We start from the raw sequence: 12,945 nt of genomic DNA, 5'->3' as shown, positions 1-12,945 counted from the left end.
GGCGCCCCGCCCCACGTCATCCATCGAGGTGTAAGGACTGTGCGACGAACAACGCCGGACGACAACCGGTTCCTCGCGGTGGGCATCAGTCACGCCACCGCCCCACTCGACCTGCTCGAACAGCTCTACGAGAGCCCCAGGCCGCTCGACGACCTGGCCCAGCGCATCGCCGACACCGAGGGGCTGTCCGCCTCGCTGGTCCTGTCCACCTGCAACAGGATGGAGGTGTACATCGAGACCACCGCGACCACCGCGACCACCGCGACCACCCCGGCCGCCGAGGCCCCCGACGGCACCGAGGCCGCCGGGGACGCCGACGGCACCGATCCGGTGTCCGTGCTCGACACGCTCATCGCCGAGCACACCGGCGTCGGCGTCCAGGAACTGAAGCCCTACCAGTACGTGCGCCGGGGCGACGACGCCCTGCGCCACCTGCTCCAGGTCGCCTCCGGCCTCGACTCGGTCGTGCTCGGCGAGGACCAGATCCTCGGCCAGGTGAAGGAGGCCCTGGACCGCGCCCAGCGCATCGGGGCCGGCAGCAAGACCCTCCACCAGGCCGTGCAGGCCGCGCTGCGGACCGGCAAGCGGGCCCGCAACGAGACCGGCCTGAACGAGGCGGGCCGCTCCCTGGCCACCGCGGGGCTGGCGTTCTTCGAGCGCCTGGTGGGCTCCCTCGACGGGAAGACGGCCCTGGTCATCGGCGCCGGCTCGTTCGGCGGTGTCGTACTGGCCGCGCTGCGCCGGTCCGGTCTGAGCCGGGTGCACCTGGCCAACCGCACCCCGGAGAAGGCACAGCGCCTCGCCGAGACCGCCGACGGCCGCGGCTACCCGCTCGAGGACATCCCCCGGCTGCTGACCGAGGTCGACGTCGTGGTCAGCTGCACGGCCGCCACCGAACCCCTGCTGCGGGCCGCCGAGGTCGCCGGCGCGATGAGCGCCCGCGGCGGACGCGACCTGTACCTGCTCGACCTGTCGCTGCCGCGCAACATCGAGCCGGAGGCCGGGCAGGTCCCCGGCGTCACCCTCGTCGACCTCCAGCGCATCGCCGAGGAGGGCGGCGACGACGAACTGTCCGTGGCCAGCGTGGAGAGCGCCCACCGCATCGTCGACGCCGAGGTCGAGGCCCTCAAGGCCGCCCGCCGCGCCGCGCGGGCCACCCCGGCCCTCGCCGCGCTGCGCGCCATCGCCGCCGATGCCACCGACGCCGAACTCGGCCGGCTCGGCAAACGGCTGCACGCCATGGACGGCGAAGCCCTCCAGGAGGTCTCCCGCACCGTCCGGCGCATCGTCGACAAGGTCCTCCACCAGCCCACCGTCCGCGCCCGCGAACTGGCCGCGCGCCCCGACGGCGAGGTCTACGTCGACGCCCTGCACGCCCTGTTCGCCCCGCACCCCGCACCCGCCACCACCACCCCCGCTTCTGCCCAGGAGGTCATGGCATGAGCGCGATCTCAGCCCTGTGGAACGCCGGCTCGATCGCCGTCATCGGCGCCACGGAGCGCCCCGGCGCGCTGGGCCGCAAGCCGATGGACTTCCTGCTGCGCCACGGGTACAAGGGCCGCATCCTGCCGGTCAACCCGCGCGGCGGGGAGATCCTCGGCGTGCCCGCCTACACCTCGCTCAAGGAGGCGCCGGGCCCGGTCGACCTCGCGCTGATCATGGTGGGCGCGGACCGGGTGGCCGGGGCCGTCGACGACTGCGTGTCCGCCGGGGTCCCACTCGCCATCATCGCCTCCTCCGGCTTCGCGGAGACCGGGCCCGAAGGCGCGGCCCTCCAGGAGGAGATCGTCGGCCGGGCCCGCGCGGGCGGGCTGCGCCTGATCGGGCCCAACTGCATCGGCGCCGTCAGCTTCAACAACCGTGTCCTCGCCACCTTCAGCCCGCTGTTCGGCGCCGAGAGCGTCCCCTTCGAGCCGGGCACCCTGGGTTTCGTCAGCCAGAGCGGCGCCCTGGGCTTCGGCGCGGCGAGCCTCGCCCTGCAGCGCGGGCTGCGCCCCGGCTGGGTGGTGAGCACCGGCAACGACGCCGACGTCACCGCGCTGGAGGTGCTGCGCGAACTGGCCGAGGAACCCGAGTGCCGGGGACTGCTCGGCTACCTGGAGGACGTGCCCGACCTGGACACGCTGCGGGCCCTGAGCGCGTCCGGCAAGCCGGTCGCCCTGCTGAAGTCCGGGCGCACCGAGGCGGGCGGGCGGGCCGCCGCCTCCCACACCGGTGCCCTCGCCACCGACGACCGGGTGCTGGACGCGGCGCTGCGTCAACTGGGCATCGCCCGGGTCGACGACATCGACGAACTCCTCGACGCGGCCGCCGCGTTCGAGGTGCCGCTGCGGCCCAAGGGCCCGCGGGTCGCCGTGGTCACCACCTCGGGCGGCTCCGGAATCCTCGCCGCCGACGCCGTGGACGACTCCGGTCTGGAGCTGAGCCGGCTGTCGCCTCAGAGCATCGCCGCGCTCACCGAGATCGTGCCGCCGTTCGGTGCCGTGGAGAACCCCGTCGACATCACCGCCACGGTGCTCAGCGACCCGACCCTGTTCGACCGGTCACTGGACGTGCTGCTCGCCGACGACTCGGTGGACATCATCATCGCCTGCTTCTGCGTGATGGCCGGGCCCGACGTGGAGAAGGCGGTCACCGCCCTGTCCAAGGCGGCCCGCAAGGGCGGCAAGCCGATCCTGGTGGCCCGCACCGGCGCGGACTTCCTCGCCCCGGACGCCCCGGCCATGCTCCGCGACGCCCAGCTGCCGGACTACCCCACGCCGGCCCGGGCGCTGAAGGCCGCCGCGGCGCTGTGGCAGGTCAGCCGGCCGCGTCCGCGGACCACCCGCGATGCCGTCACGGCGGCGCTGCCGGCCCCGGCCCACGGGGCGGGCGAGCCGCAGCTGAAGGAGTTGCTCACCGCCGCCGGGATCGCCGTGCCCGCCGGCCGGGTCGCCCGGGACGCCGACGACGCGACCGCGCTGGTGCGGGAGCTGGGCGGGCGTGCCGTGCTCAAGGCCGTGGTGCCCGGGCTGCTGCACAAGTCGGAGGCGGGCGGCGTCCGGGTGGGCGTCACCGTGCCCGAGGCGCCGGCCGCCTACGCCGAGCTGGCCGCGCTCGGCGGCGAGGTGCTCGTCGAGGAACTGGCCGGGGACGGCGTGGAGGCCCTGGTCGGCGTCCGCACCAGCCCGCTCGGCACCGTCCTGACCGTCGGGCTCGGCGGCATCTTCACCGAGGTCCTCGACGACGTCGCGCACCGGGTGCTGCCGCTGGCCGACGGCGAGGCCGAGCGCATGATCTCCGAACTGCGCGGCGCGGCCCTGCTGCGCGGGGCGCGCGGCACCGCGGCGGTCGACACGGCGGCCCTGGCCGACCTGCTGTACCGGCTCTCCGACGCGGTCCGCGACTGGCCGGGCGAGTTCGAACTGGACCTCAACCCGGTCCGGGTGCTGCCCACCGGCGCGGTCGTCCTGGACGCCGCGTTCACCGCCGGGGACGCCCCGGCCCCCTGACGGACGGCCGGCCCGGCCGCCCCGCCGGGCGGGAGCCGGTGGAATCCACGCCCCACCGGCTCCCGCCCGGCCCCCGCGCCGACGCCACCGTCGGCCACGAGCGTTCCGGAAGCCGTCCGCGCGCCCCCCTTCCCGACCCCGTTCCCCAGACCGTTCCGCGACTGCGAAAGGCACCGACCGATGTCCTCATCCCCTGCACCCGCCACCCTCGACGGCCCCGCCGGTGCCGCCTCGGCCTCGCTGTTCGAGCGGGCCGCAGCGGTCATCCCCGGCGGCGTCAACTCACCCGTCCGCGCCTTCGGTTCGGTCGGCGGCACCCCGGTGTTCATGGCCTCCGCGCAGGGCCCGTACCTCTACGACGTCGAGGGCAGGGAGTACGTCGACCTGATCTGCTCCTGGGGCCCGATGATTCTCGGCCACCGGCACCCGGCGGTCCTCGACGCGGTCAGGGCCGCGCTCGCCTCCGGTACCTCGTTCGGCACCGCGACCGAGGGGGAGATCGCCCTCGCCGAGGAGATCGTCGACCGGGTCGCCCCCGTGGAGAACGTCCGGCTGGTCACCTCCGGCACCGAGGCGACCATGTCGGCGATCCGGCTCGCCCGCGGCTTCACCGGCCGCTCGAAGATCGTCAAGTTCGCGGGGTGCTACCACGGCCACGTCGACGCGCTGCTGGCCGCGGCGGGTTCGGGCCTGGCCACCTTCGCGCTGCCGGACACCCCGGGCGTCACCGGTGCCCAGGCCGCCGACACCCTCGTACTGCCGTACAACGACCTGGCCGCGGTGGAGCGGGTCTTCGCCGAGCGGGGCTCCGAGATCGCCTGCGTGATCACCGAGGCCGCACCGGGCAACATGGGCGCCGTCCCGCCGCTGCCCGGTTTCAACGCGGGCCTGAAGGAGCTGTGCCGGCGCCACGGTGCCCTGTTCATCTCCGACGAGGTCATGACGGGCTTCCGCGCCGGCCGTGCCGGCTGGTTCGGCCGGGACGGGGTGGCGGCGGACCTGTTCACCTTCGGCAAGGTGATGGGCGGTGGCTTCCCCGCCGCGGCCTTCGGCGGCCGTGCCGACGTCATGGCCCACCTCGCCCCGGCCGGACCCGTGTACCAGGCGGGCACGCTCGCGGGGAACCCGGTGGCCACCGCGGCCGGCCTGGCGACCCTGCGCCACTGCACCGGCGAGGTCTACGAACGGCTGGACGCCGTGTCCGCCACGATCGGGTCCGAGGTCTCCTCCGCGCTGGCCGCCGAGGGCGTCGCCCATGTCCTGCAGTACTCCGGAACCATGTTCTCGGTGTTCTTCTCGGACCGGGCGGTCCGCGACTACGACGACGTCAGGGCGAGCGAGGCCTTCCGCTACCGGGCCTTCTTCCACGAGATGCTGCGCCAGGGCGTCTATCTGCCGCCGTCCCCGTTCGAGGCCTGGTTCGTGTCCGCCGCGCACCACGACCGTGCCCTGGACCGTGTGGTGGCCGCCCTGCCCCAGGCCGCCAAGGCGGCCGCGGCCGCCGTGCCCGCGGCGGCGTGAACCGGCCCGGACGCACGGGTGCCGCCGGAACCGGACCTCAGTCCGGCCCCGGCGGCACCCACCGGACCGCCGTACCCGACGGGACCGGTTCAGGGGACCAGCTCGATCCCCACCCGGATGTTGCCGCGCACGGCCCGGGAGTAGGGGCAGCGGGCATGGGCCCGGTCCGCCAGCTCCCGCGCCGTCCCGGCGGCCACGCCCGGCATCCGCACCGTCAGGTCGGCGCTGATCCCGTAACCGGAGTCGTCGCGCTCCAGGTGCACCCGGGCCGTCACGGTCGGCTCCGCGGCGAGCGGCACCCGCGCCTCGCGCGCGGACAGGCGCAGCGCGCTGTGGAAGCAGGCCGCGTACCCCGCGGCGAACAACTGCTCCGGATTGCTGAGTTCCCCGGAGCCGCCCACTTCCTTCGGGGCGTCCAGCCCCAGATCCAGCACACCGTCGGAGGAACTGACCCGGCCTTTGCGGCCGTCTCCGGACGACGTGACCTCGGCCGTGTAGAGAACCGTCACTATTCCCACCCTTTCTCATTCGGCACATCTCATGTGCGGAAGGCAGAGGAAAAACACTCGCACGATAGGAAAGAAATCCGAACCGGAACCATACGGAATCCCGAAACTCACCACTCTCGACAGGAAAGGGGATGAGCCCCATGGGGCCCCTGAAAGGTGTACGCGTGGTCGAGCTCGCGAGCGGCGCACCCTGCGCCTTCGCCGCCACACTCCTCGCGGACCTCGGCGCCGACGTCGTCCGTGTCGACCGCCCGGGCGCGGGCACGTTCGGGCCGGCCGACCCGCTGGGCCGCTCCCGCCGCTCGGTCACGGCCGATCTGAAGGATCCCGACGGCGTGCGCCGGGTGCGTGCCCTGGTGGAGCGGGCCGACGTGCTGCTCGAAGGTCTGCGCCCGGGCGCGTGCGAGCGGCTGGGACTGGGCCCGGAGGCCTTCGCCGAGGCCAATCCCGGTCTCGTCTACGCCCGGGTGTCCGGGTGGGGGCAGACCGGGCCCTGGGCGCGGCGCCCCGGGCACGACATCAGCTTCCTCGCGCTGGCCGGGCTGCTCGACGCCGACGCGGACGCCGCCGGGTCGGCCGCACCCCCGTCGACGTATCTGTCCACCTTCGCCGGTGGCGGGCTGCTGCAGGTCCTGGGCGTGCTGGCCGCGCTGCACGAGCGCTCCCGCAGCGGGCGCGGCCAGGTCGTCGACGCCGCCATGGTCGACGGGGCGGCGCTGCTGGAGGTGATGGTCCGTCAGTGGCGGGAGAACCCCGGCAACGTCACGGTGACCGACGCGCCGTTCTACACCACCTACCCCTGCCAGGACGGCCGGTACGTGGCGGTCGGCGCGATCGAGGGGCGGTTCTACGACGTGCTCCTGGCCCAGCTCGGCCTCGACGGCGACGCCGGGCTGCCCGACCGTGACGACCGGGCGGCCTGGCCCCTGCTGCGGGACCGGATCGGCCAGGCGTTCGCCGCCCGTCCCCGGGACTACTGGGCCAAGGTGTTCGCCGAGCACGAGGCGTGTGTGGTCCCCGTCCTCGGTCCGGAGGAGGCCGCGGAACATCCCGCCCTGCGGGACCGTGCGACGTTCACCGAGGTCGCCGGGCGGCCGCAGCCGTCCCCCGCCCCCCGCTTCTCCCGCACCCCGTCGCCGGCGCCCCGCCCGGCCCCGCGCCCGGGCGACGACACGGCCCTCGTGCCGGACGACTGGGGCGTGCCCGCCTGATCCCGGGCGCGAGCGGTCCGGCCGGGCCGGTGTCCGTCAGGCGGGTTCGGCAGGCTGCGGATCCGCTCCCGCCGGCGCGCGTCCACCAGCGCGAGCGGATCGGCCAGGCCCGACTCGGCGGCGGCCACCAGCTTCAGGTGGATCTCCGTCACGTCCGCCTTGGGCCCGGCGGTCTCGGCCATCCACGCGGCCGCCCGCTCCTGCCCGGCCGCGGTCAGCGCGTACACCTTGCGCCGCGGGCCGCGTACCGCCGCGCCCTCACGCTCCTGAACGACCAGGCCCGCCTTTTCGAGCCGGGTGAGCGTCACGTAGATCTGCCCGGCGTTCAACGTCTCCCCCAGCGGTCCGAGCGCCGCCGCCAGCCGCCTGCGCAGGTCGTACCCGTGCGACGGCTCCTTGACCAGCAGCGCCAGCACCACGTCCCGCACGGACCGCCCTCCTCTGCGACCCTCAACAGATGGCGGTTGTTCAAAAGGCCCGTCAAACAAGCCGTCCCATGCCGTCGTCATGCCGTCCCATGCCGTCGTCATGCCGTCGTCATGCCGTCGTCATGCCGTCGTCAGGGCATCGAACAAACGACGGGCTGGTGTACAGTAGATCTTGAGGGCGCCGCCAAGAACGGGGCGTACCCAGTGCGTTGGTGGTCCAAGGAAAGACGTCCCGCTTCCTGCGGGGAGATGCAGGTGCAAGGCCTGCCCGGCGCTCCAGAGCGAACGAGGAAACCCGTCACCGGGTCACCGGTGGCGGGTTTTCTCGTGTCCGCCGTCGGGGCGGGCCACTGTACGCGGCGTGAGGACAGCTCGGGGACTTCCTTGCGGCGCGGCGTGCTCAGCTGCGTCCCGACGACGTCGGGGTGCCCACCTACGGGGAGCGGCGGCGTGTGCCGGGCCTGCGGCGTGAGGAGTTGGCGCTGCCGGCGGGGGGTGAGCGCCTCCTGCTCGGCCCCGGACTGCGGGCGGCGGCCCCGGCCGGTGGATCAACCCGTGGCGGCTTTCGGGCTCATCTCGGCTTGACCCGTGTCGGGCCCCGGGTCAGACCACCCCCTGCGCCAGCATCGCGTCGGCCACCCGCTCGAAGCCCGCGATGTTGGCGCCCGCCACGTAGTCGCCGGGGAGGCCGTAGCGTTCGGCGGTCTGCCAGCACAGGTCGTGGATGTCCCGCATCACGGCCGCCAGTTCGCTCTCGACCCGCTCCCGAGGCCAGGTCTCGCGGCCGCTGTTCTGCCGCATCTCCAGCGCGCTGACCGCCACTCCCCCGGCGTTGGCCGCCTTGCCCGGGCCGAACGCCACCCCGGCGTCCTGGAGGATCCGTACCGCGGCCGGGGTGACGGGCATGTTCGCCCCCTCCGACACCGCCCTGACCCCGCCCCGCACCAGGGTCAGCGCGTCCGCGGCGTCCAGCTCGTTCTGCGTCGCCGACGGCAGCGCGACATCGGCCGGGACCTCCCACACCGAGCCGCCCGGCACGAACACGGCCGAAGCGCCCCGGCGTTCGGCGTAGTCCATCACCCGGCCCCGTTCGACCTCCTTGACCTGCTTGAGCAGGTCGAGGTCGATGCCCTTGTCGTCCACCACGTAGCCGTCGGAGTCGGACACCGTCACCGCCCGCGCGCCCAGCTCGTGCAGCTTCTCGATCGTGTAGATCGCCACGTTGCCCGAGCCGGAGACCAGCACCTGCCGGCCCGGCAGGTCCTCGCCGCGCCGGCGCAGCATCTCGGCGACGAACAGCACGTTGCCGTACCCGGTGGCCTCCGCCCTTCCTGCCGAACCGCCCCAGCTCAGGCCCTTGCCGGTGAGGACGCCCGCCTCCCAGCGGTTGGTGATGCGCCGGTACTGGCCGAACAGGTAGCCGATCTCCCGGCCGCCGACCCCGATGTCCCCGGCCGGTACGTCCGTGCGGTCGCCGATGTGCCGGTACAGCTCCGTCATGAACGACTGGCAGAACCGCATCACCTCGGCGTCCGAGCGCCCCCGCGGGTCGAAGTCGCTGCCGCCCTTGCCGCCGCCGATGCCGAGTCCGGTCAGGGCGTTCTTGAAGATCTGCTCGAAGCCGAGGAACTTCACGATGCCGAGGTTCACCGACGGGTGGAACCGCAGGCCGCCCTTGTAGGGGCCGAGAGCGCTGTTGAACTCCACCCGGAAGCCCCGGTTGACGTGCACCCGGCCGGTGTCGTCCTGCCACGGCACCCGGAAGAGCACCTGCCGCTCCGGCTCGCAGATCCGCTCCACGACCGCCGCCCCGTCCAGCTCGGGCCGGGCCGCCAGAACGGGTTCAAGCGTCTCCAGCACCTCCCTGGCGGCCTGGTGGAACTCCGGTTCGGCCGGATTGCGGCGCACGACCTCCTCGAACCGGGCGGCGAGTCCGTCCCGAGCGGATGGTGATGTCACGGCAACTCCTTCCGGGCCTGTGGGTGAACAGTCGTCAGTACAGACCCGGCGCCTAGGATCGCGGCACAGCGCCGCACGACCCCCTGGTGCGCCGGCGCACCGCGACGGCCCGGAGACGGCTCGGTCTCCGCGTCGTCATGGCGGTCAGCGCGGGTCCTGGTCGAACTTCGAGGCCGACCAGAAGCAGCCGAGCACCGCGAGGCCCACGCACCAGGCGACGGCGAGCCATCCGTTGCCGCCGATCCCGGTGCCGAGCAGCAGGCCGCGCAGGGTCTCGGTGGCGGGCGTGAACGGCTGGTACTCGGCGACGGGGCGGAACCAGCCCGGCATCGCGTCGACCGGTACGAAGGCGCTGGAGACGAGCGGCAGGAAGATCAGCGGCATCGCGTTGTTGCCGGCGGCCTCGGCGTTGGGGCTGACCAGGCCCATGCCGACCGCGATCCAGGTGAGTGCCAGGGCGAAGAGCACGAGCAGTCCGAACGCCGCGAACCACTCCAGGACCGTGGCATCAATGGACCGGAAGCCGATGGCCACACCGACCGCACCGACGAGGACCACGCTGACGACCGACTGCAGCACGCTGCCGATGACGTGTCCGACGAGCACGGAGCCGCGGTGGATGGCCATCGTGCGGAAGCGGGCGGTGATGCCCTCGGTCATGTCGTTGGAGACGGAGACCGCGGTGCCGATCGTGGTGCTGCCGATGGTCATCAGCAGGAGGCCCGGGACGAGGTACGCGATGTACTCGGAACGGTCCGGTCTGCCGCCGATGCCCGCGCTCATGGTGTCGCCGAAGACGTAGACGAAGAGCAGCAGCAGCACGATCGGGGTGAGCAGCAGGTTCAGGGTGAGCGACGGGTAGCGACGGGCGTGGAGGAGGTTGCGGCGCAGCATCGTGACGCAGTCGCGTACGGCGAGGGAGAGCCGGGTCGGGCGGGCGGCAGCCAGGGGGGTGCTCATCGGGCGGTCTCCTTGGGCTGGTCGGGGAGGTCGGCGCCGCCGGTCAGGGCGAAGAAGACGTCGTCGAGGTCGGGGGTGCGCACGGTCAGTTCGTCGGCCTCGACGCCGACCGAGTCCAGCCGGTCGAGGAGGGAGCGCAGCTCGCGCTGGCTGCCGCCGCTGGGGATCTGCAGTGCGAGTGCCTCGTCGTCCCGGGTGACCGCGCCGAGCGCGACGGCGGCGCTCCGGTAGGCGGCCGGGTCGGTGAAGCGGAGCCGGACGTGTCCGCCGGTGACGATCCGCTTCAGCTCCTCTGCGGTGCCCTCGGCGGCGATCCTGCCCTCGTTCAGCACCGCGATGCGGTCGGCGAGTTGGTCGGCCTCCTCCAGGTACTGGGTGGTGAGGAAGACGGTGACACCGCCCGTGACGAGCTCGCGGATGATCTGCCACATGGTGTGCCGGGAGCGCGGGTCGAGGCCGGTGGTCGGCTCGTCGAGGAAGATGATCCGCGGGCCGCCGACCAGGGTCATGGCGATGTCGAGACGGCGCTTCATGCCGCCGGAGTAGGTGGAGGCGGGCTTCTTCGCGGCTTCGGTGAGGGCGAAGCGCTCCAGCAGCTCGGCGGTGACCTGCCGCCCCTCGCGCCTGGACAGGTGGTGCAGGTCCGCCATGAGGAGCATGTTCTCCTCTCCGGTGATCAGGCCGTCGACGGCGGAGAACTGCCCGGTGACGCCGATCGCGGCGCGCACCGCCTGCGGGTCGGCGGCGAGGTCGTGGCCGCCGACGCGGATCCGGCCGCAGGCGGGGTCCGGGGAGACGAGGGTGGAGAGGATCTTGATGGCGGTGGTCTTGCCGGCGCCGTTCGGGCCGAGCAGGGAGAAGACCGTTCCTTCCGGGACGGCCAGGTCGACTCCGTCGAGGACGGTCTTGTCACCGTAGGACTTGCGCAGTCCGTTCGCCTCGATGGCCAGGTCGGTCATGAGAGGTGCCCCCTTCTACCGGCTGCGGATCTACAGGCTGCGGGCGGTGATGTCGCCGTAGGCGGTGGTCGCGTGGATGTTCAGGCCGGCAGCGGCGCCGTCGGCGTTCCGAAGGGCGTTGTGGATCCGGCCGTGGCCGGTGCCGGCGTCCAGCGAGGCGGAGACACCGCCCGCGGCGCCGACGGAGATCTCACCGTGCTCGGTGCGCAGGGTGACCGTGCCGCGTACGGCCTCGGCGATGCGGAGGTCGCCCTTCTGGGTGCTGATCTCCGCGGGGCCGCCGAGGCGGCCGACCTCGACGTCGCCGGCCTGGAGGGCGAGGCGGGCGCTCGCCGTCTCGTCCAGCTTGACGGTGGCCTGCGCGCCCTCGAAGGCGATGTCGCCGAGGCGGCCGACGCCGCGGAGCTCGGACCTGGCCGCCTTCGCCTCGACGCGGGAGCCGGCGGGCAGCTGGACGGTCACCTCGACGGCCCCGGAGTGTCCAAGGGGCCGGTTCTTCGCCTCCGGGGCCTCGATCCGCAGGACACCGTCGGCGCAGGAGACCCGGATCTCCTCCGCCGCCTTCACGTCGCGGCTCTTGGCGGGGTCGGCGGGCAGGACCTCGACCGTGGTGTCGGCGCGGTCGGCGGCGATCAGCTGGATACGTCCGGCGGGGATGTCGAGGACGGCGGTCACCGGGGCGGGGGTGTCGAACTTCTGCATCGCGCTCTCCTTGGGTTCGTCGTTTCTGACATCAGAAAAGCTACGTTGCGTTCATGAATTGGGCAACAGCATCGTTGCAAGGAATCTACATATTCGCAGTTCAAAGCCATCAATTCGTTGCAACGACCTGGCGTTTAACGCAACGAACCCTATCTGCGTCCGTTGCAATGAGCTGAACATGAACGCTATGCTGGGAGCACCACGAACCTCGAGGGAGGCCGCGATGCCGGGAGGCCGACTCACCCAGCAGGAACGCCAGCAGATCGCGCTGGGGCTGGCCGACGGCCTCGCCTACGCGGAGATCGCCCGCCGTCTCGACCGTCCGACCTCGACGATCACGCGTGAGGTCATGCGCAACGGCGGCCCCACCGCCTACCGCGCCGACCTCGCCCACCGCGCCACCGAACATCGCGCCCACCGGCGCAGGCAGGCGGCGCCCCGGGGGACCGGGACGGTCCCCCGGGCCTACGGCCGCGACACCGAGGCGGTGCGCGCGTACGAGGAGACGCTCACCACCGTCTTCATGCAGTCGGGCACGCCCAAGATGATGGCCCGGGTGATGGCCGCCGTCTGCGTCAGCGACGCGGGCAGCCTCACCGCGTCCGAACTCGTCGAGCGCCTCCAGGTCAGCCCGGCGTCCGTCTCCAAAGCGGTCGCGTTCCTCGAGGAACAGGGCATGGTCCGCCGGGAGCGCGACGAACGCCGCCGGGAGCGTTACGTCGTCGACTCCGACGTCTTCTACGAGGCGATGATGGCCAGCGCCCGCGGCACCGCCCAGGTCGCCGAGACCGCCCGGCAGGGCGTCGGCGTCCTCGGCCCCGGCACCCCGGCCGCCGTCCGCATGGAGAACATCGCCCGTTACCTCGACTTCGTCTCCGAGAGCATCGCCCGCGCCGCGGAACAGGCCCGCGACATCCTGCACGCGAAGCCCGAGGCGAACCCGGACGGCTGTGACTGAGCGCCTCAGCTGGCGAGTTGAGCAAGTGCGTCAGTCCTAGGCCGTCACAGTCTGGGCACAGCACGCCGGACTGCCCGTGGAGCCCGGGCGGGGTGGCCAGTATCAGAGGCATGAACTCTGGTGGGGGTCGCCGTAGTCGGCGTTTGCGGCAGCTAGTGCCGCATCAGGCAATGTTTGCCCTCTTGTGATGTGACGCGCCGTACCGGTGCTGGGCCGGGCGGCGCGGGACGGTCACCCTGTCGGGGTG

The 12,945-nt window shown here is 73.0% G+C and carries 10 protein-coding genes and 2 pseudogenes; 6 read left to right on the top strand and 6 right to left on the bottom strand.

Annotation, left to right across the window (positions count from 1 at the left end):
* Window positions 1-39: 39 nt before the first annotated feature.
* The 3 genes from hemA (at window position 40) to hemL (ending at window position 5,012) form a co-directional block, all read left to right on the top strand.
* Entirely contained in the window at window positions 40-1,443 is a 1,404-nt protein-coding gene (hemA, locus tag ABZX30_RS13125) for a glutamyl-tRNA reductase (RefSeq protein WP_355932568.1), read from the top strand.
* Entirely contained in the window at window positions 1,440-3,491 is a 2,052-nt protein-coding gene (locus ABZX30_RS13120) for an acetate--CoA ligase family protein (protein WP_355932565.1), read from the top strand. The genes hemA and ABZX30_RS13120 overlap by 4 nt, the downstream gene beginning before the upstream one ends.
* Window positions 3,492-3,671: 180 nt before the next feature.
* Window positions 3,672-5,012: a glutamate-1-semialdehyde 2,1-aminomutase gene (gene hemL, locus ABZX30_RS13115; protein ID WP_355932564.1), complete on the top strand. Its 1,341-nt coding sequence runs from the start codon at window positions 3,672-3,674 to the stop codon at window positions 5,010-5,012.
* 89 nt (window positions 5,013-5,101) lie between these two features.
* On the opposite strand, the gene ABZX30_RS13110 is transcribed toward hemL, so the two are convergent.
* Entirely contained in the window at window positions 5,102-5,521 is a 420-nt protein-coding gene (locus ABZX30_RS13110; protein ID WP_355932561.1) for an organic hydroperoxide resistance protein, read from the bottom strand.
* Between the two features lie 131 nt (window positions 5,522-5,652).
* Between ABZX30_RS13110 and ABZX30_RS13105 the strand changes: the two genes are divergently transcribed.
* A complete protein-coding gene (locus ABZX30_RS13105) occupies window positions 5,653-6,732 on the top strand; it encodes a CaiB/BaiF CoA-transferase family protein (protein WP_355932558.1) in 1,080 nt (359 codons plus the stop codon).
* A 200-nt stretch (window positions 6,733-6,932) separates the two neighbouring features.
* On the opposite strand, the pseudogene ABZX30_RS13100 reads toward ABZX30_RS13105, so the two are convergent.
* Window positions 6,933-7,241: pseudogene (locus ABZX30_RS13100) on the bottom strand (PadR family transcriptional regulator); the annotation flags it as partial.
* 323 nt (window positions 7,242-7,564) lie between these two features.
* Here ABZX30_RS13100 and ABZX30_RS13095 point away from each other — a divergent pair.
* Window positions 7,565-7,654: pseudogene (locus ABZX30_RS13095) on the top strand (transcriptional regulator); the annotation flags it as partial.
* Between the two features lie 109 nt (window positions 7,655-7,763).
* On the opposite strand, the gene gdhA reads toward ABZX30_RS13095, so the two are convergent.
* The 4 genes from gdhA to ABZX30_RS13075 form a co-directional block, all read right to left on the bottom strand.
* Window positions 7,764-9,119, bottom strand: coding sequence for an NADP-specific glutamate dehydrogenase (gdhA, locus tag ABZX30_RS13090; protein WP_355932557.1), 1,356 nt, complete (start codon window positions 9,117-9,119; stop codon window positions 7,764-7,766).
* Between the two features lie 144 nt (window positions 9,120-9,263).
* Complete coding sequence (locus ABZX30_RS13085; RefSeq protein ID WP_355932554.1) at window positions 9,264-10,079, bottom strand: ABC transporter permease; 816 nt, start codon at window positions 10,077-10,079, stop codon at window positions 9,264-9,266.
* On the bottom strand, window positions 10,076-11,038 hold the full coding sequence (locus ABZX30_RS13080; RefSeq protein WP_355932551.1) for an ATP-binding cassette domain-containing protein: 963 nt from the start codon (window positions 11,036-11,038) through the stop codon (window positions 10,076-10,078). Before ABZX30_RS13080 ends, ABZX30_RS13085 begins: the two co-directional genes overlap by 4 nt.
* Before the next feature lie 30 nt (window positions 11,039-11,068).
* The gene (locus ABZX30_RS13075; protein WP_355932548.1) at window positions 11,069-11,740 is read right to left on the bottom strand and encodes a DUF4097 family beta strand repeat-containing protein; all 672 of its coding nucleotides are present in this window, start codon (window positions 11,738-11,740) and stop codon (window positions 11,069-11,071) included.
* A 223-nt stretch (window positions 11,741-11,963) separates the two neighbouring features.
* Between ABZX30_RS13075 and ABZX30_RS13070 the strand changes: the two genes are divergently transcribed.
* Entirely contained in the window at window positions 11,964-12,698 is a 735-nt protein-coding gene (locus ABZX30_RS13070; protein ID WP_355932546.1) for a helix-turn-helix domain-containing protein, read from the top strand.
* The last annotated feature ends 247 nt before the right edge of the window (window positions 12,699-12,945 follow it).

The organism is Streptomyces sp. NPDC004542, from assembly GCF_040610035.1.
In the GTDB taxonomy this organism is placed as follows: domain Bacteria; phylum Actinomycetota; class Actinomycetes; order Streptomycetales; family Streptomycetaceae; genus Streptomyces.
Note: the sequence above shows the minus strand (reverse complement) of the source record. Positions and strands in the feature narration are given on the sequence as shown.

Bases quoted from the DNA above. Each gene is read 5' to 3' on its own strand.
- ABZX30_RS13120 (WP_355932565.1), top strand. From the start codon at position 1,440: ATGAGCGCGATCTCAGCCCTGTGGAACGCCGGCTCGATCGCCGTCATC.
- hemL (WP_355932564.1), top strand. From the start codon at position 3,672: ATGTCCTCATCCCCTGCACCCGCCACCCTCGACGGCCCCGCCGGTGCC.
- ABZX30_RS13105 (WP_355932558.1), top strand. From the start codon at position 5,653: ATGAGCCCCATGGGGCCCCTGAAAGGTGTACGCGTGGTCGAGCTCGCG.
- ABZX30_RS13085 (WP_355932554.1), bottom strand. From the start codon at position 10,079: ATGAGCACCCCCCTGGCTGCCGCCCGCCCGACCCGGCTCTCCCTCGCC.
- ABZX30_RS13080 (WP_355932551.1), bottom strand. From the start codon at position 11,038: ATGACCGACCTGGCCATCGAGGCGAACGGACTGCGCAAGTCCTACGGT.
- ABZX30_RS13075 (WP_355932548.1), bottom strand. From the start codon at position 11,740: ATGCAGAAGTTCGACACCCCCGCCCCGGTGACCGCCGTCCTCGACATC.
- ABZX30_RS13070 (WP_355932546.1), top strand. From the start codon at position 11,964: ATGCCGGGAGGCCGACTCACCCAGCAGGAACGCCAGCAGATCGCGCTG.